Source organism: Paenibacillus sp. FSL P4-0184 (genome assembly GCF_038004625.1).
In the GTDB taxonomy this organism is placed as follows: domain Bacteria; phylum Bacillota; class Bacilli; order Paenibacillales; family Paenibacillaceae; genus Paenibacillus_AQ.
The window spans coordinates 2,667,627-2,690,434 of the sequence record NZ_JBBORN010000001.1; the positions used below are offsets into that span (position 1 = coordinate 2,667,627).

17 protein-coding genes are annotated in these 22,808 nt (G+C 46.9%); 11 read left to right on the forward strand and 6 right to left on the reverse strand.

What is annotated here, in order from left to right; translation table 11 throughout:
* Positions 1 to 111: 111 nt before the first annotated feature.
* Complete coding sequence (locus MKY52_RS11495) at positions 112 to 1,539, reverse strand: VanW family protein (RefSeq protein WP_341051457.1); 1,428 nt, start codon at positions 1,537 to 1,539, stop codon at positions 112 to 114.
* Between the two features lie 229 nt (positions 1,540 to 1,768).
* Between MKY52_RS11495 and ftsE the strand changes: the two genes are divergently transcribed.
* From ftsE to MKY52_RS30360, 5 genes are all read left to right on the forward strand, one after another.
* Positions 1,769 to 2,455: a cell division ATP-binding protein FtsE gene (gene ftsE, locus MKY52_RS11500; protein ID WP_042192319.1), complete on the forward strand. Its 687-nt coding sequence runs from the start codon at positions 1,769 to 1,771 to the stop codon at positions 2,453 to 2,455.
* Positions 2,445 to 3,359, forward strand: coding sequence for a permease-like cell division protein FtsX (gene ftsX / locus MKY52_RS11505; RefSeq protein ID WP_341051459.1), 915 nt, complete (start codon positions 2,445 to 2,447; stop codon positions 3,357 to 3,359). Before ftsE ends, ftsX begins: the two co-directional genes overlap by 11 nt.
* Positions 3,360 to 3,389: 30 nt before the next feature.
* Positions 3,390 to 4,697, forward strand: a complete 1,308-nt coding sequence (locus MKY52_RS11510) for a murein hydrolase activator EnvC family protein (protein ID WP_341051461.1) — start codon at positions 3,390 to 3,392, stop codon at positions 4,695 to 4,697.
* A gap of 125 nt (positions 4,698 to 4,822) precedes the next feature.
* Positions 4,823 to 6,289: a S41 family peptidase gene (locus tag MKY52_RS11515; protein ID WP_341051463.1), complete on the forward strand. Its 1,467-nt coding sequence runs from the start codon at positions 4,823 to 4,825 to the stop codon at positions 6,287 to 6,289.
* A 177-nt stretch (positions 6,290 to 6,466) separates the two neighbouring features.
* A complete protein-coding gene (locus MKY52_RS30360; RefSeq protein WP_445671019.1) occupies positions 6,467 to 7,777 on the forward strand; it encodes a PDZ domain-containing protein in 1,311 nt (436 codons plus the stop codon).
* A gap of 53 nt (positions 7,778 to 7,830) precedes the next feature.
* Here MKY52_RS30360 and MKY52_RS11525 read toward each other — a convergent pair whose 3' ends face one another.
* The gene (locus tag MKY52_RS11525) at positions 7,831 to 8,484 is read right to left on the reverse strand and encodes a response regulator transcription factor (protein ID WP_341051465.1); all 654 of its coding nucleotides are present in this window, start codon (positions 8,482 to 8,484) and stop codon (positions 7,831 to 7,833) included.
* Positions 8,485 to 8,541: 57 nt separating this feature from the next.
* Positions 8,542 to 9,699: a sensor histidine kinase gene (locus MKY52_RS11530; RefSeq protein WP_341051467.1), complete on the reverse strand. Its 1,158-nt coding sequence runs from the start codon at positions 9,697 to 9,699 to the stop codon at positions 8,542 to 8,544.
* A gap of 377 nt (positions 9,700 to 10,076) precedes the next feature.
* Between MKY52_RS11530 and MKY52_RS11535 the strand changes: the two genes are divergently transcribed.
* From MKY52_RS11535 to MKY52_RS11560, 6 genes are all read left to right on the forward strand, one after another.
* Positions 10,077 to 11,012, forward strand: coding sequence for an ABC transporter ATP-binding protein (locus MKY52_RS11535; RefSeq protein ID WP_341051468.1), 936 nt, complete (start codon positions 10,077 to 10,079; stop codon positions 11,010 to 11,012).
* 16 nt (positions 11,013 to 11,028) lie between these two features.
* Positions 11,029 to 12,201 carry an ABC transporter permease gene (locus MKY52_RS11540; protein WP_341051469.1) on the forward strand — a complete coding sequence of 391 codons (1,173 nt, stop codon included), beginning with the start codon at positions 11,029 to 11,031 and terminating at the stop codon, positions 12,199 to 12,201.
* Positions 12,194 to 13,354, forward strand: a complete 1,161-nt coding sequence (locus tag MKY52_RS11545) for an ABC transporter permease (protein WP_341051470.1) — start codon at positions 12,194 to 12,196, stop codon at positions 13,352 to 13,354. Before MKY52_RS11540 ends, MKY52_RS11545 begins: the two co-directional genes overlap by 8 nt.
* A gap of 117 nt (positions 13,355 to 13,471) precedes the next feature.
* Positions 13,472 to 13,795 carry an L-rhamnose mutarotase gene (locus MKY52_RS11550; RefSeq protein WP_042192298.1) on the forward strand — a complete coding sequence of 108 codons (324 nt, stop codon included), beginning with the start codon at positions 13,472 to 13,474 and terminating at the stop codon, positions 13,793 to 13,795.
* A gap of 222 nt (positions 13,796 to 14,017) precedes the next feature.
* A complete protein-coding gene (locus tag MKY52_RS11555; protein WP_042192295.1) occupies positions 14,018 to 15,172 on the forward strand; it encodes a cation:proton antiporter in 1,155 nt (384 codons plus the stop codon).
* A gap of 252 nt (positions 15,173 to 15,424) precedes the next feature.
* Entirely contained in the window at positions 15,425 to 18,439 is a 3,015-nt protein-coding gene (locus tag MKY52_RS11560) for an efflux RND transporter permease subunit (RefSeq protein WP_341051471.1), read from the forward strand.
* Between the two features lie 265 nt (positions 18,440 to 18,704).
* Here MKY52_RS11560 and gcvPB read toward each other — a convergent pair whose 3' ends face one another.
* The 3 genes from gcvPB to gcvT form a co-directional block, all read right to left on the reverse strand.
* Positions 18,705 to 20,165 (reverse strand): aminomethyl-transferring glycine dehydrogenase subunit GcvPB, encoded by a 1,461-nt coding sequence (gene gcvPB, locus MKY52_RS11565; protein ID WP_341051473.1) that lies wholly within the window; start codon positions 20,163 to 20,165, stop codon positions 18,705 to 18,707.
* On the reverse strand, positions 20,162 to 21,514 hold the full coding sequence (gene gcvPA, locus MKY52_RS11570; protein ID WP_341051475.1) for an aminomethyl-transferring glycine dehydrogenase subunit GcvPA: 1,353 nt from the start codon (positions 21,512 to 21,514) through the stop codon (positions 20,162 to 20,164). The genes gcvPB and gcvPA overlap by 4 nt, the downstream gene beginning before the upstream one ends.
* A gap of 106 nt (positions 21,515 to 21,620) precedes the next feature.
* The gene (gene gcvT, locus MKY52_RS11575) at positions 21,621 to 22,733 is read right to left on the reverse strand and encodes a glycine cleavage system aminomethyltransferase GcvT (RefSeq protein WP_340973127.1); all 1,113 of its coding nucleotides are present in this window, start codon (positions 22,731 to 22,733) and stop codon (positions 21,621 to 21,623) included.
* Positions 22,734 to 22,808 lie beyond the last annotated feature (75 nt).

The following is a 22,808-nucleotide window of genomic DNA, read 5'->3' on the forward strand; positions in this document are numbered from 1 at the left end:
CCCCCGAATCGTAAATTTTAAAGGCGAGAAAGGTCATCTACAGGTAAAATAGATGCACAAGTAAAAACGGTCAGAACCTCACTAGGTCTGACTGTTTTTTTTGTAGGTAATCTATTCACTTCGAACGCCATCCTCTACCAACTGCTTTCTAGGTGCTTCTGGAATAACAGATTTGCTTGCGCTCCCACGATTTATGGCGATTAATCGTTTTTGTGCGTAATACACGTCACGGGATAATTTCCTTACCTCAGTGGATTTACCGTCAACAAACCGGGTGCTGTAGGTCTCGACAACATATCCGGTCTTCCCATTTTGTATAACGCGTGAGCCTCCACGGGGGAGGGAAGGGTCGTTTACGTACTTGTCGACTGGAGGCAGCACCTCTACGATTTGTGAATGGACCTTATATGTAACATTTTTCGGAAAAGTACCGAAGAGCTTGATCGTTAGTGATCGGCCTTGCACAGCCGCTTTAATGACTAGATATTTGCCAGTCGTATTGCGAAAACGGAAGTTGATATAGCCTTCAGCGAAGGTGGCATCCTGGCCTTTGGGTAGATAGTTGACCGGCAAGGAGTGATTGCGGCGCTCCACAATCTCCAGTCCGGTGCGCAAAGCGGCATTGTATAGCGTACTGGAAACTTGGCAGATTCCACCGCCGACGCCGGCTTGTAGCTTACCGTTCACAATGACAGGCGCTTCTCGGAAGCCGTAATCTATTTTTGCTTTTTCAATAGCTTTGCCATAGTCAAAAACGGCTCCAGGTGGGAGCACGGTTCCGTTCACAGCTTTGGCTGCTGATTCAACGTTGTAGATTCGTCCAGGTCCACTTGCTCCGAGAGAAGTACTGAATTGCATGATTTTTCGCTCAATGCCTTGCTCCTTTAAAGCGTTTAGAGTGATGTCTGGCTGTAATATGGTTAAAGGAACTTCCAGTGTAATCCCCTTTTCTTGCAGCGTGATCAGACGATTAAACCGTGTGGGGGCAGCAGCCCATAGTGAGGTCACCATTCCTGTCCAGTCTATCTCAAGGGAAGTCTTCTCGGACGTATACACTACACGATCATCCCCGGTAATTCGCCGCGTAGCATCTACTGGATCACCGAAGGATTCTCTCTCCCAAGCGGGACTTAGGATGGTCTGCAATTGAGCAATATCCAGATGGGCTTCAAGACTCCAATTCTGGGGGAAGTTGTAGCGGGCTTTTACACGATCCCATAGCCTCCCTTCCGTAAGATCATGTAGACCTTGCTCAAAAGCAGCGGCTTCATAGGTCATTCCAGCTTGTTTAAGCTTGAGCGTAAGCTCAGAATTCCCTTCGACCTGCAACACAAGGGGGATAGATTCAAGGGCCTGTAGCTTTTTCTCCAGTTCGGAACGTACCTCTGAGATATTCAGCCCGCCCATCTCCCATCCGGCAAGGGTTGTACCTTTTGGAAGCGTGTTTTTATGGCCATATAGTTGAAGGCCCCCATAGATTAATGAGCCGATAAGAATGAGTGCAATGACTATTATGAGGGTAAGATGGATTTTTTTCATGAATAATCTCCTTCCTGGATGGCTTCTGCGAGCGGCACAGTAGGTGCTTTATATATATATATGTACAGACATTACAAAACTTTCGAATAGTGGGGCAGTTACGGGGTACTCAATCGGTTACAGATTTGTTACAATAGATACATTGCGGAAATATTGAAGTTTATGGAAACTTAAGCTGTACCCTGTCGATTCACACAAGTGGAAAATGTCATAATTGGGAAGTGAGAAAATGATTGAAATGCAAGATGTATGGAAGACGTACCCTAACGGAACTCACGCATTGCAAGGAGTTTCAGTAAAAATTGACCGCAATGAATTTGTGTATGTTGTCGGTCCATCCGGCGCGGGTAAATCTACTTTTATGAAATTGATTTATAGAGAAGAAGTGCCAACTAAAGGTCAAATTTCTGTGGGAGGCTTTAACATAGGGAAGCTTAAACAACGTAAAATCCCATATGTACGCCGTAATATCGGCGTTGTGTTTCAAGACTTTCGGTTATTACCAAGGATGACAGCGTATGAGAATATTGCTTTTGCGATGGAAGTTATTGAAGCCCCGAAGAAGGTCATCAAGAAACGTGTGAATGAAGTTCTCGATCTGGTTGGACTCAAAAATAAAGCAAATCGTGAGCCCTCACAGCTCTCAGGTGGAGAACAGCAGCGTATTGCAATTGCTCGGGCTATTGTTAATAACCCATCTGTTATTATTGCGGACGAGCCTACAGGTAACTTGGACCCTGAGACTTCATGGGGCATTATGCAGCTGCTGGACGAAATTAATTTTCGTGGAACAACAATTGTAATGGCTACCCATAATAGAGATATCGTGAATAAAATGCGCAAGCGGGTGCTTGCGATTGAGAACGGAAACATTGTGAGAGACCAGGCGAGAGGGGAATATGGCTATGAGTTTTAAGACCTTCTTGCGACACTTGCGGGAAGGCTTCAAAAGCGTATTCCGTAATGGCTGGATGTCGATTGCTTCGATCACTTCCATCGTCGTCTCTCTTTTTGTCCTAGGTGTATTTATTCTTCTTGTTCTTAATGTGAATGCTGTAGCGGATGAGGCAGACAGCCAGGTACAGATTAATGTGCATTTGGCACTAAATGTAGATCAGAAGTTGCGTGAGACTTTGCAGACTGAAATTGGCAATATGCCGGAGGTCAGCAAGATTACGTTCATTTCCAAGGATCAAGGACTTAAAGATCTCCGTGCAGATATGGGTGAGGACGCGGCTGAGCTTCTGGAAGGGTTCGATGAAGACAATAACCCTCTCCCGGATACGCTTAAGGTAGAAGTTGTCGAACCTACTACGGTAGCATTTGTGGCTGAGAAGATTGAAGCACTCAACAAGACACATACTGATCAGCCCATTTACAAAGTGAAATATGGCAAGGGCTCGATAGAAACCTTGTTCAAAATAACACGCGCTGTACGAAACATTGGTTTTATTTTTGTAGCAGGTCTGGGGCTCATGTCTATGTTCCTCATCTCTAATACGATTCGGGTTACGATACTTGCCCGTCGTAAGGAGATTGGCATTATGAAGCTCGTAGGCGCGACAAATTATTTTATTCGCTGGCCTTTCTTTATAGAAGGGGCATTGATCGGTCTGATCGGATCGCTCATTACCTCCGTCGTCTTGTATGTGGGTTACAGTACGTTGGAATCGACTGTACAGGGAGATCCTATGCTCCAATTGCAGCTAATTCCGTTCGATAGTATTTGGATGCTGGTCGTTGGTGTACTAGTTGGACTTGGCGTGCTGATCGGCGTCTGGGGAAGTACGGTTTCTATTCGTAGGTTCTTGAAAGTTTAATCTTAAAAAGTGAAGGATGGGGAGTGCAAGTTGAAGAAGATTGCTGCCGGACTAGCCGTAATGTTACTAGCTGTCACTATATTCCAGCCCTCTGATGGATATGCCAAAAAAACAAGCGTTGCCGAAATCGATAAGCAGCTAAAGCAGCTGCAAAAAGAGGTGCAGGAAGCTAAGGCGCAGCAGGAGAAAGCGGCGTCCCAAACGCAGGAAGCACAGCATTATAAGAATAAGACGAATCTCAATCTGCAATATGTCTTACAGCAAGTGGATCAAGTTAAGGGCAAAATGACCGAAATCTCTACCCAAATTTCCGATACAGAACAATCTCTGAATGTTACGGCAACGGAATTGGATAAAGCAGAAGCACGAGTCGCCTCTAGAGAGGAAGTCTTAGGATCCCGTGTTCGGTTAATGTATACCGATGGAGCGGTTTCTTACTTGGATGTTTTGCTCTCATCGACAAGCTTCGCTGATTTTCTGGATCGCGCGGATTCACTTAAGATGATTGTGGATCAGGATCAGGAGCTGCTAGTGCAACATAAGCTGGACAAGCAGACGGTGATAGAGAAGAAACAAGAGCTTGAAGGGCAATATGCCCAGGCCAAGCAGCTGTACACTTCTTTGGAACAACAGAGAAGTCTGCTGAAGGAGAAAGAATCTGAGAAACAGGAGCTTATTGCATTCTATGATAAGCAAATTCAAGAAAGTGATGATTTAAGTGAAGAGCAGAATGAAAAGCTAGTCAAACTGGCAAGCGAACGCTCTGCGCTGGAAACGCAAAAGGATAAGATTAAGGCAGAGGAAGCGGCTCGCAGAGCAGCAGCGGCTAAGGCGGAAGCGGCTCGTAGAGCTGCGGCGGCTGCCAAGAAGGCTGCAGCTGCCAAAGCAAGCAGCAGTTCAAGCTCCAGCTCCAGCTCTAGTGATACGGGATACTCAGGTGGAGATGGGCCGTTTCTACTTCCTGTAGGATCGGCAAGAATCTCATCCCCATATGGACCACGGACACATCCAATTACGGGTGAGAAGGGGAAAGTACACACCGGCGTCGATTTTGCGGTTCCACAAGGAACCAATATTCATGCGGCGGATTCCGGAACGGTTATCTTGGCTGAATGGTGGAGCGGTTACGGGTATTGTGTAATTATTGATCATGGAGGCGGAGTTTGGACGCTCTACGGACATATACGTAAAGGCGGTCTTAGAGTTAGTGCCGGGGATAAAGTCAATCGCGGAGATGTGGTTGCTGAATCTGGTTCCACAGGTAATTCAACGGGTCCCCACCTTCACTTCGAAGTACGGATTGACGGTAAGATTGTAAATCCTATGCCTTATCTCTAATTTTTAACGAACTTATAACTCATATTATTTGATTGTACGGCATATACTGGAAGAGATACCGTACCTTTCAGGACGGACTTAGGATGTTGTTTACAAGATGGACAAGAAGGGACGGTGGGAACATCATGTTAAAAAAAAGCACTGCGGCGTTTATGATTATCGCCGCCCTGCTATGCGGTAGTTTAGTAACCTTGGGCGTGACCGGTTATACTCATGTCTTTGGACAAGCTGCAGGACAAGGATTAGCCTCTGCGTTGCAGGTTGCAGGTCTACAGCAGAAGGAATCCCAGAAGCTTGGGACTGCGCTCAGTTTGATTGAGAGCAATTACTACGAGACGGTAGATCGGGAGAAGCTGATAGATGGTGCTGTCAACGGTATGATGGAAGCGCTAGGCGATCCCTATTCCAACTATATGGGTAAAGAAACTGCTGAGAAATTTGAAGAGAGCATTGAGGGTTCCTTTTCAGGTATCGGTGCAGAAGTCTCTTCGGATAACGGTAAGGTAGTCGTGGTCTCCCCAATCAAGGGTTCACCTGCTGAAAAAGCAGGAATTCAGGCTAAGGATGTCATTTTGTCCGTTAACGGAGAATCGCTAGAAGGCATGGATCTAAATGCTGCTGTTGCGAAGATACGCGGACCTAAAGGCAGTAAGGCTACTTTGAAAATACAACGTTCCGGCTCTGCAGAGCCTCTGGAGTTCGCTCTTACTCGGGATGATGTGAAGCTTGAGACGGTTTACTCAACTATGGAAAAAGACGGAGTAGGGGTAATCGAGGTCACTCAGTTCTCCCTAAATACCGCAGAACGATTCAAGGAAGAGCTTGGGAAGCTAGAGAAGCAAGGCATGAAGGGATTGGTCATTGATGTCCGTAATGATCCAGGCGGTGTCCTCCCGATTGTTATTGAGATGGCTGAAGAGTTCATTCCAGCTGGTAAAAACATAGTTCAAATAGAATACAAAGATAAAAAACGCGAGGTTAGCACCTCCAAGGGGTCGAGCAAGGCTTATCCAGTGGTAGTGCTAATGAATAAAGGTAGCGCGAGCGCCTCGGAAATATTGGCGGGTGCCTTGCAGCAGTCAGCGGGAGCCAAGCTAATTGGTGATAATTCATTTGGTAAAGGCACGGTGCAGACAAGCTTTGATAAACAGCTTGGGGATGGCAGCTTGCTGAAGGTTACCATTGCTAAATGGCTTACACCGGACGGCACATGGATCCATGGCAAGGGAATTAAACCGGATATCGCTGTAGCTCAGCCGGATTACTTCTCAGTGGCTCCGATTAACAAGAGCGTGACGCTGCAATATAACATGAACAACGGTGATGTAAAGAGTGCACAGACTATGCTGGATGGCTTAGGCTACAAGCCTGGTCGCAAAGATGGCTATTTCGATACTGGCACTAAGAATGCAGTGAAGAAATTCCAAAGTGAAGCGAAACTTCAAGTCACAGGCATGATTGATGCCAAGACTGCCGAGGCGCTGGAGGTGGCACTGATCAAAGTGATCCAGGACCCTGCCAACGACAACCAACGGAATAGAGGGATTGCAGAGATTCAGAAGGAAATTAAGGCGGCAGCGTCGAAAAAGTAAGAAGGCTGAATTCAGCCTTCTTTTTTTTCTGTTAATATTAGAAAAGGTAAACACTTAGGGCAGAAGGTACAGTTCAATGCACAGCAGAATCTTTTGTCGTCTCTAAAGGACGCCGAAGATGCCTCTGCTTGCTATAAACTTATCATTAACCGGAAGAAAAGGAGTGTGACGAACAGTTTGAATGTGATTCAGGAATGGTTAGGAAGCTTGGGCACTGCGTTCTTACACTTATTGATCCAGCCATATTACTATATTGCTATTATATTTATTGCGTTGTATTACCGTCGGCAGGTGGCATTAGAACGTAAGCTAATTCATGTGAAGTTACATAGCTGGGGTCAAGAAACGTGGCGAACGGTGTGGAGCGGGCTGGTAATGGGACTAGTAGTTTCTATTGCAGCCATATTGTTAGGGGTATCCTTATCAGGTACAGCTGTGGCCTGCATTTGGGTAGTCAGTATAGTGTTATCGCTATTGCGTGTACGGTATTTGTGCTTCGCTTATTCTATAGGTTTGTTAGGTGTGATTCAATTTGTACTGTCTTTCTTTCCGGATGCCTTACATAGCGGAACGGTCGGGAATATTACAACAGCCATACGGGAGATGGATATTCCCGCTTTGCTAGTTCTAGCTGCGCTATTGCACATGGCAGAGGCACTGCTGGCCCGCTGGCAAGGGGCGAAGCTTGCGACGCCCCTCTTCTTGAAGGGCAAGCGCGGCATGGTTGTCGGCGGCTATCAGCTGCAGGCTTTCTGGCCGCTGCCGCTGTTCCTGCTGATCCCTTCGGGCGCAGGAACGGATCTGCCATGGCAGCCGCTGCTGGGCGGCGGGCTTGGCATTGTCTCTTTGCCCGTCATCATCGGCTTCAGCGAGATGACGCAGGGCATGCTGCCCGGGCGCAAGGCGGCCCGCACTTCAGGACGGCTGCTGATGTACAGCATCGTCCTGCTCGGCTTAAGCCTGCTTGCCGCTTGGTGGAGCCCGCTGACCCTGCTCGCGGCGCTCGCAGCGATGGTGCTGCACGAAGGGTTAAGCTGGTACAGCGCTCTGGAAGAGCGCAGCATCAGCCCCATCTTCGTGCATCCACCGCGCGGCCGCAAGGTCCTGGCCGTGCTGCCGGGCAGTCCCGGACAGGAGCTGGGCATTCTGCCCGGCGAGATTTTACTGAAGGTCAACGGGATCCTGTTGACCGATGCCGCGCAGCTACATGAGGCGCTGCGCATGAATCCAGCGTTCTGCAAGCTGGAGGTGCAGAACCGTGAAGGGGAGAGCAAATACCTTCAGAGCCCGATCTACGACGGGGACCATCATCAGCTCGGCATCATTCTGGTACCGGAGACAGATGGAGCGGTTACTGCGGAGGCGAAGCCATCCAGCATCTTCAGCATCATCGCAATGAAGACAGGTACTCGCAGCCGGCATCTTCCGAACGGCCGACTCAAACGGAACAAAGTCGATAAAGCCAAAAAGGAATCGGCGGGAGGATAACTAAAGTTAAGCCCGGACTCTGGAAATAGAGTCCGGGCTTTTTTGTAGAACTTCTATCCCCGCCCACCCTTCAAATAAAAAATAGCGATTTGCGTACGATCTCGCAGCTCTAATTTACTTAGAATATCCGTTATGTAATTTTTGACCGTACCCTCGCTAAGAAATAGCTGTCCGGCGATTTCTTTGTTGGTATGCCCCTCAGCGATAGAAGCGACAACGGCCAATTCCATTTTGGTCAGTCCGAAAGATTCCAGTGGCTGTACCTGTGGAGATTCAGGACGGGCCGCGGGCTGTAGAAAGGTGGTTAGTTTGCGCGCGATATCAGGGTGGATTAGCATGTTGCCTTCATTAACTGTTTTGACACCTTGTATGATACGGTCAGGCGGTATGTTTTTGAGCAAATATCCACTGGCACCGTTCCGCAGCGCCTCAATGATATACTCATCGTCATCGAAGGTAGTTAGCATCAGTATCGAAACCTGAGGAAAAACCTGCTTAATTTTCTCTGTCCCTTCAACACCACCGCAGCCTGGCATCCGAATATCCATCAGAATCACATCCGCCATATCTCCCGCTTGGAGCAAATTCAAGGCCTCGTTTCCGTCACTTGCAGCTCCGATCACTTCAATATCGGGGTCCATCCCTATCAGTACTTGCAGACTTTGACGAATAAAAGGATCGTCATCTACAATCATCACCTTAATCATTAGCGTAGCTCCTTCTTCATAATATAGATTTCTTTTTTGCTTCAAGTCCTACGTTGCCTATACAATCTCTCCCTGCTTATAAATGGGCAACCGCGTAACAATGGTGAATTGAGGCTCCTGCCGCCATTCCAGGGTTCCGCCGATCAGATGTGTTCGTTCGAACATTCCTTTCATCCCGACCCCTCCACTTTCCGGCAGTTTGGTTAGTTTATTGCCTTCGGGAAGCGTCCCGTTGTTGCTGACCTCCATCGTAACTCCAGTATCACTAAAGTCGACTTTAATCGAAATCGCAGTTGCATTTCCGTGACGTAGGGCATTGGTTATGGCTTCTCGGGCGTTCTTATACAAGATCACCTGAATACTAGGATATAGCGGGTAAGGTATCCCGTGCACTTGGTATGAGGTCTCGATTCCCGTATCGCGGCCGATCTCTTCTAGCAGACGGTCTAACGCATAAGCTCCCTCTAATTGTGGCGTATAGTTGATACGCTTCACTGCAGAGCGCATATCGTCCATGCTGGCTGACAATTGATCTCGAATGAGCTCCATCATCTGCATTCCGCTTTCAGGGGAGGTGGGTAAGGTGAGTAGCGCGGCTTCCATCATCATTTTAATGCGGATGAGGCGGTGGCCGATATCATCATGGAGCTGGCGGGAGATGCGAACCCGTTCTTTGGACTGGGCTGCATCTTCTATTTGGGCGTTAAACTCCAGCAGTCGGTTGCGGGCTTCATTCAGCTCGAAATGCTTTTTTCGCAGCTCATCGTAAAGATTGAGGGTGTTCTCACGGCCCCGACCCGCCCTCTGTAACAATTCGTTGAGATAGGCGATGAGTAGAAAAGTAATATTGATGAATGTGATTATAAGCTTTGGAGAATCCCAGAGCGCTATGTTCAAGGTAATCAGATGCACAACCGTAAACACGAGAGGTACTGCTTGGGGCTGAAGTCTAGAATAATAAAGTAATGCTGAAATGGCCGGGAAAATCATTATGCTGCCGTACTGGTAACATAACCAGGCAGTGAACAGTATTTCCACAATGCTTATTAAGGCATGAAAGGAACGGGGTAGCTTTGGCACCATGACCACAAGGAATAGAAGCATCAGAATATGCAACGTGAAGATTCCATAGTCGGAATATGGGTAGATGTAAATGCTAATACAAGCAGGAATTATGATGAGTAGGTATCGCAATAGGGTCAGTTCTCTAGTCACGCCCGAGTCATCCTTTATGTTTTTTTCTAATCTTAGCATATTATCTCACTATATAAGTTGAACTAAAAAACATTCTAAAAAGGAAAAGTGATGGAGGGGAAGTTTGGAACTGTAGGAACGTAGTGACCGCCTTTGCCACCGGATTTCAACCGTGAAACACGGTATATAATCAAGAAATCTGGTGACAACAGCGGCCGGAAGTCCAAACATTCACCGCAGTCACGCACTTACCTTAATAGAAAAATCTTAAGTTCAACTAATATAGTTCAGGAGATGACTTAAGTCACCTTCAAAAGATGACCTTTCGTACCTCCGTGGTCAATCCCTTTAAGCTAAAATTGTAAATATAGAAGCGCAAAGACAGGAGCGATGAAAAGATGGCAATCGCCGTATTGACCGATGTGGTGAAACGATATGAAGGTAAATTAACAGTAGATCATGTGAACATGACGATAGAAGAAGGAGAAATCTTTGGCTTGCTAGGCCCGAACGGAGCGGGTAAAAGTACAACGATCAGTATGATCTGCGGCTTGCTTAAGATTGACGGGGGAGACATTGTTATCGACGGTCTGCCCGTGTCCTCGAAATCACTTGAGGTGAAGAAAAGAATTGGTTTGGTTCCACAGGAATTAGCCTTATACGACACGATGACAGCGGCGGATAACGTTACCTTTTTCGGAAGATTGTATGGTTTGCGTGGCAAGCTCTTGAAGGAACGGGTAGATGAGGCTCTTGCGTTCACAGGCCTTAGCGACCGTGCTAAAGAGAAGCCCTCAACCTTCTCTGGAGGGATGAAGAGACGTCTGAACATTGCCTGCGCTATTATGCATCGTCCCAAGCTGATTATTATGGATGAACCTACCGTGGGGATTGATCCGCAATCTCGTAATCATATCCTTGAATCGGTTAAAGAGCTCAATCGACTCGGATCAACAGTTATTTATACCAGTCACTATATGGAGGAGGTTGCGGCCATTTGCGATCGGGTAGCCATTATGGATAAAGGGCATATCATTGCTTGCGGTACGGAAAAAGAACTGCGAGAACGCGTTGCCAAGGAAGAAAAAATCGTCATTAAAGCTGCTAATATCACCCCGGAGCTTGTTCAGGAGCTGACGCTTCACCCTAGAATTAGACGCGTAGAAGCAAAGGATGAAGTAGTCGAACTGTATCTGCCTTCTTCACAAGGGGAATTGCAGGACATCCTTTTTATTTTTGCCAAGCATAAGGGGATTATCGGCTCGCTAAATATTGAAGAACCTGATCTGGAGACGTTGTTTCTAAACTTGACCGGAAGGACCTTAAGAGATTAAAGGGGGGATTATTCTGATGAATACTTGGACGATTATGATCTATGAGCTGCGAAGACTATTTAGCTCACGTTCTATGATATTAAATATGTTTTTGCTGCCTCTGTTATTGATCTTTCTCTTAGGTGCTTCGCTCTCCGGTGTCGTTGGTGACAGAGGCTCCACTACTATTGATGTTGTGCGAGTGGCTGTTGTTAATCTTTCTGGCGAGGGCTATGAGAGCTCGGCGATGATGGATAGCTTTTTGAAGTCAACAGAGCTTAAGGATATCATTACTCCAGTTATGGTGGGTAGTCGAGAGGCGGCGGAAAGCGGTCTGCGAACAGGAAAATATGGTTATGCGGTTGTTGTTCCTCCAAGCTTTGATAGTAAGGTACAGAGCGGTGAAGCCGCACAGCTTGAATTTATACTGGGCCAAAAAAGTACAGATAACAGGGTGGCTGGGACGGTCTTCGATAATTTTCTGAGGAATCTTAATTATAAACAGTCTGTGGCGATGACACTGGGTCCAGAAGCTTTGAACGTTATGGCACCTAGCTCCACCAGTAATGAGCCTTCCGTAAAGCTTGGAGAACTGAGCGAGGGAGGGTATTCATATACTTCTTCCCAGTTCTATGCGGTGTCCATGATGCTGATGTTTTTGCTGTATAGCGGCTTGACGGTATGTACTTCTCTTTTTAATGAAAAAGAAAATCATACCCTTTTCCGGATAAATTCAATGCCAGTCAAAGGCTCAGAACTGTTTATTGGCAAAATGCTTGGTGTGGGTGTTGTAAGTATAGTACAGTGCGCAGCGATTATTATTCTGACGAATGTGCTGTTCGGCGTGAATTGGGGGAATCGCCCGGGCTTGTTACTCCTATTTTGCTTGCTGATGATTGTGGCTTCGATGACCTTATCTATCGTTATTTCTATGTTCAGCAAGACTGGAGCAAGCGCAAGAAGTGTGGTTACGGTACTCACTGTAAGCATGACCTTCATTAGCGGGGGAATGGCACCACTTCCAGAATCGTGGGTGAACTCTATAGGGGCATTTACGATTAATCATTGGGCAATGCAGGCTATTCTGAAAATGATGTTACATGCCGATATATCGCAAATCATGCCGAATTTGGGAGTGTTATCGCTGATCTGTCTAGTGTTGTCCAGTGCAGCGGCTATCTCGTACCGGAAGGTGGGTTATCATGGATAAAATCTTAACGATTGCCTGGAACATGGTGAAACGAACCATTGGTACTAGGAAGGGGGTGCTCATCTATATTCTGCTTCCTTGTATTGTACTTGCAGGTATTGTTTCCGTTACTGGAACGATGGGAGAGAACCCAGCTGTTGTGCTGTATTCGAATATGGATAACGGGGCAGCAGGTAAGCATTTGCTCACTGAACTAAAGAATTCCGGAGAATATAAATTTGTAGAAAAGACTGATGAGACTGCTTTAAGAGAAGGCGTAGTCGATCAGAATGGAGAAGCGGGGATTCTAATTCCAGCAGGCTTCACTTCGGCACTACTTGCTGGAGAAGAGCCACAAATTAGTGTGTATGAGCTGAAGACGAATGAAACTTCCGTTATGATTAAATTAAAAGCGAGCGCAATTGCTGATGAAATGAGGAGTACAGCTGCGATTATAGGGGCAGTTAATAACGGATCTAACGACGTTGACGCACAGTTTACTACGGTTATGCAAAGAGCGGAACAGCACAGTATAGGCAGCATTCGAACTGATTATAATTTATATCCTCGGGAGGGATTGGGTGTCGTTACGGGCTTAACGCTAATGTTTCTCATGAGCCTGGTCACGAGCTCTGTGTCTTTGATTATGGATGATCGGAAAGGCCGGACGATGATGCGAATGTTCAGTGCTCCGGTTCGTTCTTACGAGATTGCTATTGGTAATTTTCTGGGTAGCTTCATGGTCGGACTGATTCAGATCGTCGTAGTGCTCGCCTTAGGTCTCTGGGTGCTGCACTATGATTATGAAGTTCCAATCTATCTATATTTCCTTGTTCTTGCTGCATTTATGCTGGTGTCTATGGGGATCGCGAGTACAGTGGCAGGATTAATTCGTAATCCTAATAATGCTGGTATGCTGAATTCCCTTATTATCACACCGACTTGTATGCTTGGCGGCTGCTTTTGGCCTTTATCCATTATGCCGGACTATATGCAGAAGGCGGCTAACTTTGTTCCGCAAAAATGGGCCATCCAAGCGGTCGACATCGCTGCAACCGGTGGGGGCTGGAATGAGTTGTGGTTACCCTTTGCCATCTTAGGTCTTATGGCTGCTGTGCTACTGGCGATTGGTTCTGCCATTCTCCGCCCAAGTGAAGCGGGAATTAATGCTTAGAAAGCATAAGGCTAGATATTCATAGCTTGGGCTGTTACCTTCAGGTACAATAATAGGTATCAAATGTATTTGATTCTTATTATGTACAATAGAGGACATTTCTAGGAGGATGAACAGATGAGCAGCAATAAATTGGCTTGGACATGGCGGGTGAAGGAAGAATGTCTGGAAGAGTATGTTGCGATGCATTTAAATCCTTGGCCAGAAGTTTTGGAGGAGCACAGTAAAGCTGGTATTTCTAACTACTCCATCTTTCAGAATGGTAATCAATTTTTTTATTGCTTTGAATGTGAGGATACGGAAGCGGCTTTCGATTACATTGCTAAAAGTGACGCCTGCAACCGATGGAATGCCATTACTTCAAAGATGGTTGAAGGTTCATTTGATTTCAATGATGAGGTGCCGATGTTGCCTTTACGTGAAGTGTTCTATCTAAAATAGTGAAGCTGATTCTTTATTAACTAAAATTTGCATAAGGTAAAATATCGGCGTATCTTGTTTACAGTCTTTTATATTACGGTTATAATATATTTAATATTGTTTAATTGAATAATTTTTTGTTTTTTGGAGGAGCCTGTCAACAAGGGCTCCTCTTTGTCTTTTTTTGGCTTGGAGATGTCCCTGGTTGGCAGTTCTTATATACAACAAGGGAGTGGATGAAACATGGAGTTTGTTCTATATCTTATGCTGATTATACTATTCACCAAGCTAGCTGGTGATTTATCTGTACGACTGGGACAACCATCGGTACTGGGTAAGCTAATTGTCGGTATTATACTGGGTCCTGCGGTACTGGGTTGGATTCAAAATGGAGAGTTTATTCATTATTTTTCGGAGATCGGTGTGCTATTGTTAATGTTTATAGCAGGGCTTGAGACTGATCTGGATCAACTGCGCAAGAACTGGAAGTCAGCTTTCGCAGTAGCCGTCGGAGGTATTATTTTACCTTTTCTAGGTGGATTCGCCATCGGAGAAATGTTTGGTTTTGCTTATCATAATGCTATGTTTATGGGTGTCATTCTTAGTGCAACTTCGGTCAGCATATCGGTTCAGGTACTGAAGGATATGAATAAGTTGAATACACGTGAAGGTTCTACCATTCTAGGAGCCGCTGTAGTCGATGATATTCTGGTTGTTATTTTGCTCGCTGTATTAATGAGTTTTTTCGGCACAGGAGAATCAGTGTCCATTGGTCTTTTAATTACGAAAAAAGTGTTGTTCTTCGCTGTAGCGCTTGTTGTGGGTTGGTTCGTTGTGCCGCGGGTTATGAAATGGATGGCTCCGTTAAAGGTGACAGAGGCTGTTATTGCAGCGGCGCTAATGATTTGCTTTGCGTTCGCGTATTTTGCTGAAATTATGGGGATGGCAGGCATCATCGGTGCTTTTGCAGCTGGGATTGCTATTTCACAAACCTCCTTTAAGCACACTGTGGAATCTAAGCTTGAGCCTATTGCCTATTCGATTTTTGTTCCGGTCTTCTTTGTCAGTATCGGACTTAATGTTTCCTTTGAAGGGGTTGGCAGTCAACTAGGATTCGTCCTCTTGTTGACGGTGATTGCCATTCTGACCAAGTTGTTTGGTGGCGGTCTGGGTGCGCGTCTTACAGGTTTTAATAACCATTCGTCGCTTATTATTGGTTCAGGGATGATTTCGCGGGGTGAGGTTGCATTGATCATCGCGGCAACAGGTCTGCAAAGCGGATTGTTGCAGCAGCAGTACTTTACTTCGGTCATTATTGTTGTCATTGTAACAACACTTGTAACACCACCACTCTTAAAATATATGTTCCGCGATCCAGTGCGCGCTAAACAAAAATAATAATCATAGCAAAAGGGTGTCTCGAAAGCCATTTTACATGGCTTTTGGGGTGCTCTTTTTTTGTTTGCTCTAATTCCCTATCCTTCGGAAGGAGAAAGCCCCCCGTCTTAAGACTGAGTATAAAACCAGCCGTAGGGCTGTTTTGACTTCGACCAAAAATGTCTAAACTAAATCTCGGGATGGAAAATAATACATAATGGGGCAGTCATAAGAGGAGTACCAGAAATATACGGGGTGGAAGGGGAAACGATAATGAAATGGTTAACCAAATGGTCGTTCGGTAACAAGGCGGCGGTAGGGCTTTTAGTGGTAATGGCGCTTGTAGTGGGAGGGCTGAGCTACACTTCGCTACCGATGGAATTTATGCCAGAGGCAGATAATCCGCAAGTGACTGTAACGGTGCTCGGTCCGGGTCAGGATGCCCATGCGATGGAGACGAAGGTTACGAAGCCGATTGAGGCTGGGGCCGCATTTGTTAAGGGAAAGAAAGAAATACTGTCCACTTCCGGAGACGGATACGCACAGGTGAATATTTTTTATGACTCAAAAACAAATATGAAGGATGCAGCTGGGGAGGTGCAAAAGGTTGTAGATTCGTTGCAGTTCCCTGAAGGTGTGATGGCCCCTTTTGTACTTCAACTGAATACTTCCATGATTCCTGTGTCGCAGGTCACCCTTTCGTTTGACGAAGGTCTGACTAAAGAAAACCTTAAGCTTGCGGAAGAAACGATCATTCCAGAGATGCAACAAGCAGAAGGTGTAGCCAACGTCGCCTTATATGGGAAAGTAACTCCGCAAGTGCGGGTGAAGCTAGATCCAAAATTAATGGCTGAGAAAGGAATTACGACACCTCAAGTACTAGGGTTACTTCAGGGACGTAATGTATCGGCATCCCTTGGAGAGCAGACGATTGGTGGTCAGACAGGTAACGTTAATGTGGTTTCTACAATTGATAGTATCGATACTCTAAAAAAGCTACCCGTATCCTCGGGTGTTAAGCTACAGGATATTGCTGTCATCGAATTGAAGGAAGATCAAGAGAGCGTTAGCCGCTCGAATGGGAAAGATGTTCTTTTCGCCATAGTAACCAAAGAAGCTAATGCGAATGCAGTAAGTGTCGGAGATCATATACAGGATACCGTAGCACATATTAACAAAACCATTCCAAATGCAGAGGCAGCGGTCGTATTCAGCACATCAGATATGGTGGTTACCTCTGTGAATAGTATGATGCGTGAAGTATTGCTGGGCGCATTGTTCGCGACGATCGTAATTTTACTGTTCCTACGCAACCTGCGGGCAACACTGATTACGGCGGTTTCTATTCCGCTTTCACTAGCGGTTACCTTATATCTGCTTGATATATCCGGCATAAGTCTGAATATTATTACGCTCGGTGGCGTGGCTGTTGCGGTCGGTCGCTTGGTTGATGATAGTATCGTAGTGATTGAGAACATTTACCGTAGGCTGCAAAAAGAACCCTTCTCCCGTGAAATGATTATAAGCGCAACTGGGGAAGTGGCTAGAGCGATTACTTCATCTACGATTGCAACGGTAGCGGTATTTCTGCCGATGGGTCTTCTGCGTGGTAGTTTACAGGCGTTCCTACTTCCGTTTGCCTTAACGGTCACGTATTCACTGTTAACTTCACTCGTTGTAGCTTTGACGGTGGTTCCGCTGTTAAGCTCATGGCTGCTGAGAAGAACTTCAATGAAAGAACACGAGCCGTCTAAATGGTTCACCCGATTCCTCGATTGGAATTTGCGCCGGAAATGGATAACTTTATCGCTAGGTCTTCTCCTTCTGATTGGCTCCATCGCTGCTTACGTGACTATGCCAAAAGGCGCGCTTGATGCTTCAGATGCCAGCTATGTCTCTGTTCAGTTGAATTATCCGAAGGATGTTCCTGTTAAAGAGATTTTAGAAAAAGGAAAGCAGTTAGAGCAAGATTTGATGAAACAGCCTGAAGCGGAAACGGTGATCATGCAATCAGGGAACAGTGCAGATGCGGCCCAGTGGGGGTCCGTCAGCTCGGAGACCTTAGTGGACTATACCGTTGTGATGAAAAAAGGTGCGGATGCGCAAGGCTTCATCGATCATGTCCGTGATGTGAAGGATTCCTACGCTGGGGCAACACTTGTTGCTAATCAAATGAGTATGATGGGTTCAAGCTCCACTAGCGAATATATTGATATCGTGGGTGATAATCTTACAGATATTACTGCTGTTGCAGCAGAAGTTACGAATAAGTTGAAGACTGTGGAGGGTATTCAGAAGGTCAGTAGCAATATGGAGGATACCAAACCTGTCTTTACATTTAAGGTAGATCCAGCACAGACCAATGCACAAGAAATTACCATGCAATTGTCGGCTATGCTGAATCCGATCCCTATGGGGCAAATCGAACTGGACGGTACACCTGCAGGAGTAGTGTTAGATCCTATGACTGAGCCTAAGACAGAGCAAGATTTAAAGGCAATGACGCTCATGACTGCTGAAGGTCCAAAGCCGTTGTCTCAACTAGCAACCTATGAGGTTCGGAATGAACCAGCACTATTGTTCCATAAAGATGGGAAGCCATATGCGAGAATTACAGCGGAAGTGGATCCGAAGAAGGTGTCTGAAATCGGAGCGGATATTAAAAAGCAAACCGATAGCCTTACCCTTCCGAAGGGTGTCACCTTATTTGCAGGCGGAGCCTCGGTTGATCAGTCAGAGGATTTCGCTGACCTTGGTATGACAGCGCTGATCTCCATCGGGTTGGTGTATCTGATCATGGTCCTCACCTTCAAAACCCTTCGTGCTCCGCTGGCAATCATGTTCTCCTTGCCTTTGGCTGCGATTGGGGCGATTGTTGGACTGATCGTATCCGGCGTAACACCTGATTTCACTGCCCTGTTCGGGGCTCTGATGCTAATTGGTATCGTCGTCACGAATGCGATTGTGCTTATCGACCGTATTAAGCAGAATGAAACGCATATGGGTATTCGCGAAGCCATTCTGGAAGCGGCTGGAACACGGATGCGCCCGATACTGATGACGGCTATTGCTACCATTTGTGCCATGACTCCACTGCTGTTCGGCCATGCCGAGATGGGCAGCATCGTCTCGCAAAGCTTGGCGATTGTGGTCATCGGTGGCTTGACCGCGGCAACGCTGCTTACGCTGGTCGTGGTTCCAGCGATTTACGAGCTGTTCTACTTCCGTAAATCGGCTAAGGAGCGCAAAGGCGTGGCGAAAGTAGAAACTCCGACGCATGGTGCGTAATATCAAAAAGTTATAGTGATAAACAACTGAAACAGGCCCTTCTCAGACATTTTAAATGATGCTGGGAAGGGCCTTATTATTTAGAAAATGAGAATTTACTTGCGTATTTGGACAGTGGGACGAAGACAAGGAGAATATCACAACTCCAGATTTTTGCGAAGGTGCAGGTCGAGTAGATCATAGTGTTGATTTTAATTCGTATAGAAAAAAGCAGGCCGACGATAACTGTATCGTGGCTTGCTTTTTTAATACTGCTCATTAGCTGTTAACCGCAAGAACAATTCAATACCGGCTTACGTGCGGCCTGTGTCTCATCTAATCGGCTGATCTCTGTGGTATGTGGTGCGTTGATTACGATCTCCGGTGTCTCCTGCGCTTCTTTCACGATCTGGATCATCGTATCGATGAAGCCATCGAGCGTTTCTTTACTTTCGGTTTCCGTCGGTTCGATCATCATGCATTCCTCTACAGTCAGAGGGAAGTACACGGTTGGCGGATGGTAGCCGAAGTCGAGTAATCGTTTAGCAACGTCTAAGGTGCGTACACCATACTGCTTGAGGTTTTTGCCGGACATTACGAATTCATGTTTACATACGCCCGGATATGGGATTTCAAAATACGGCGCCAGACGGTGCATCATATAGTTCGCATTCAGCACGGCATTTTCGGATACCTCACGCAGTCCGTCTGGGCCATAGGTGCGGATATAGGCGTAGGCACGGACCAGAATACCAAAATTGCCGTAAAAAGCTTTCACGCGTCCAATGGATTCAGGTCCGCCGAAGTCGAGTGAGAAGCTATTATCTTCGTTTTTTACCACAGTTGGTTGTGGTAGGAACGGAATCAGGATGGATTTTACGCCGACAGGTCCGGCTCCTGGGCCACCACCGCCGTGCGGGGTGCTCATTGTCTTATGCAGGTTCAGATGCACAACATCAAAGCCCATGTCGCCAGGGCGGGTAATGCCCATAATGGCATTGGAGTTCGCTCCATCGTAATAGAGTAAGCCGCCTGCTTCGTGCACGATTTCGGCGATCTCAACGATTTGGGTTTCGAACAAGCCGAGCGTGCTTGGATTGGTCAGCATTAATGCGGCAGTATCGCTACCGACTGCTGCCCGCAGTGCTTCAAGATCAACCATCCCTTTATCTGTGGATGGGATCGTGATCGTTTCAAGTCCAGCTGCTGAAGCACTAGCAGGATTGGTGCCGTGTGAGGAATCCGGCACGATAACCTTCGTGCGGGTCTCGCCGCGGCTTTCATGGTAGGCGCGGATCATCATGAGACCAGTCCATTCACCATGAGCACCTGCGGCAGGCTGTAAAGATACAGCATCCATGCCGGTTAGTGTAGACAAGTCATTTTGCAGGGTATACATTAATTCCAGTGCGCCTTGAATGCTTTCTTCTGGCTGGTAAGGGTGGATCTTAGCTAGGCCTACGATGCGGGCAACATCTTCGTTAATCTTCGGATTGTATTTCATCGTGCATGAACCGAGTGGATAGAAGCCGTTATCTACCCCAAAGTTGCGACGTGACAAGGAAGTGTAGTGGCGAATGACATCCACTTCCGATACTTCTGGAAGCACGAGGGGTTCGCTACGGAGTAATCCTGATGGAATCAGAGATTCTAAGCTTTCTTCCTGCGGCACATCGCACAGTGGCAAAGAATAGGCCGAACGGCCGGGACGGCTTAATTCAAAAATTAGACTTTGCTCCGGTTTCATAAACAGCCCTCCAGTGCGCTAGCGAATTGGTCGATTTCGTTTTTGCTTCTTTTTTCCGTAACGGCTACTAGCATATGTCCAGCAAGTTCAGGATAATCACGGCCCAGATCATAACCGCCTAAATAACCTTCCTTCAGCAGCTTCGAATTAATTGCACTTACGCTGCTTCCTTCCGGAAGCTTCACGACAAACTCGTTAAGGAATGGGGAGGAAAAGGTAAGTTCAGCCCCTGTCAGTTCGCTTAGTTTATTAGCGGCGTAATGGCTTTTACGAATGTTCAGCTCGCCTACTTCACGCATCCCTTCTTTACCCATTACGGACAGGTAGACGGATGCGCAGAGTGCGAGCAGCGCCTGATTGGAGCAAATATTCGATGTCGCTTTTTCACGACGGATATGCTGTTCACGAGCTTGGAGTGTCAGAACGAAGCCGCGTTTACCGTTACGGTCAACAGTTTGACCAACGATACGACCTGGCATGCGGCGCATTAAATGCTCTGCTACAGCGAAGAATCCACAGGTTGGACCGCCGAGGGAAGCTGGAATACCGAGTGGCTGAGCGTCACCGACTACGATGTCGGCTCCGAGCTTGCCTGGTGTTTCTAGTACGCCAAGAGCGATCGGATTTGCACTGACGACGAACAACCCTTTAACAGCATGGATCAGCGGCTCAACGGAGCTAAGATCTTCGATGCTGCCAAAGAAGTTAGGCGATTGCATCAGTACTGCAGCCGTATCACCATCAATGGCCTCAGCAAGCTTAGCCTGATCGGTAACACCGTCTTTATAGTCAATCTCCACTACCTCAAGACCCCAAGCATTAGCCGATGTGCGTAACACTTGGCGCGCTTCAGGATGAACGGTGCGGGAGACAATTAATTTTTTGCGTTTGGTAGCACCAGCTGCGAGGACGGCTGCTTCGGATAATGCGGTTGCGCCATCATACATGCTGGCATTGGCTACTTTCATACCGGTTAGTTCGCAAATGTAGGATTGGAATTCGAAGATCGCTTGCAGTTCGCCTTGGCTGATCTCCGGTTGATAAGGGGTGTAAGCAGTGTAGAATTCTGAACGGGAAATGACATGGTTGATCACCACAGGGATGTGATGGTCGTATAATCCGGCGCCGAGGAAGCTGGCATGTGAATCGAAGTCGGCATTTCGGTCAGCGAGACCTTTCATGTGACGTAGCAGGGCGTACTCATCGAGTGGTTCAGACATCGGCATAGTGCCTTGATAACGGACGGCTTCAGGAATATCGGAGAACAGCTCATCTATGGACTGAATCCCGACGGTTTCCATCATCTCTACGCGGTCCTGTGCTGTCATGGGCAGATAACGGTGCTTCATTAAGGTTTCACTCCTTGGCTTTTTTAAAATATAAGAAAGTACAATTTTCACGTTATACTTTATCCTTTTATTTCTCGCTTAAAAGTTCACCGTCCTAATATGGACGCTAAAGGCGTTTATACTTGTAAAAAGGGGCCTTAATCACGACAGCTTTAAGCTGCTTGCCACGTATCTCTACGAAAACCTCTGTGCCTATTTCACTGTAAGCTGTATCAAGCAAAGCTAATCCCAGGTTGCGTTTCAGCGTTGGAGATTGGGTTCCGGTTGTGACCTCTCCGATTTTGATGCCGTCCGCATAGACTGGGTAATGGGAGCGTGGAATGCCTCGATCAATCATTTCTAGACCGACAAGACGGCGGGGGAGACCCGCTTCTTTTTGCTGTATCAACGCATCGCGTCCGATGAAATCCGCTTTGTCCAGCTTCACGAAGAACTGTACTCCAGCTTCAAGAGGCGTGATGTCAGCCGACAGCTCCTGACCGTACAGTGGCAATTTTGCCTCGAAACGAAGCGTATCCCGTGCGCCCAGTCCAGCAGGTGTTAATCCGTGAGGAGAGCCAGCTGCGAGAAGGCCGTTCCATAACGTTGCTGCCACATCCAGCGGAGCGTAAATTTCGAAGCCATCTTCACCGGTATAACCCGTACGGGAGATCAGTACTTCTACACCGCAGACGGTTGCGCGTTCGATGAAGTGGAAAGGCTTGAGCGTTGAGATCGGTGCATCAGTAACTTCTGCGAGTATGGTCTCTGCCAGCGGACCTTGCAAGGCGAGCAAAAGCGTCTCGTCAGAGACATTAGTGAGTGTGACTTCACCGAATTCAGAGGTCAGATGTTCTTGCAGCCATTGGAAGTCCTTATCGATGTTGGAGGCATTTACGACAAGCATATAACGGCCTTCACTTAGTCGATACACGAGTAAATCGTCGACCACCCCGCCGTTTGGATAACAGAGCAGCGTATATTGTGCCGCACCATCGGTAAGGCGGCTGACATCGTTGGTCGTCATTTTTTGTAAGAAGGCTTCAGCGCCGCTTCCGATCACCATGAATTCACCCATATGCGATACATCGAACAGTCCAGCCTGCTGGCGAACAGCCTCATGCTCCTTCACGATACCTGTAAACTGTACTGGCAGCTCCCAGCCGCCAAAATCAATGCACCTGGACTCCGCATAAGCGGAATAGAGATCATAAAAAGGCGTTCTTTTCAAAGCATCCATGTCGTCACTCCCCTAGTCTGATTACATACGAAAAAAAGGACAGGCAGAAGCAATCATGCATAAATGCACTAATCG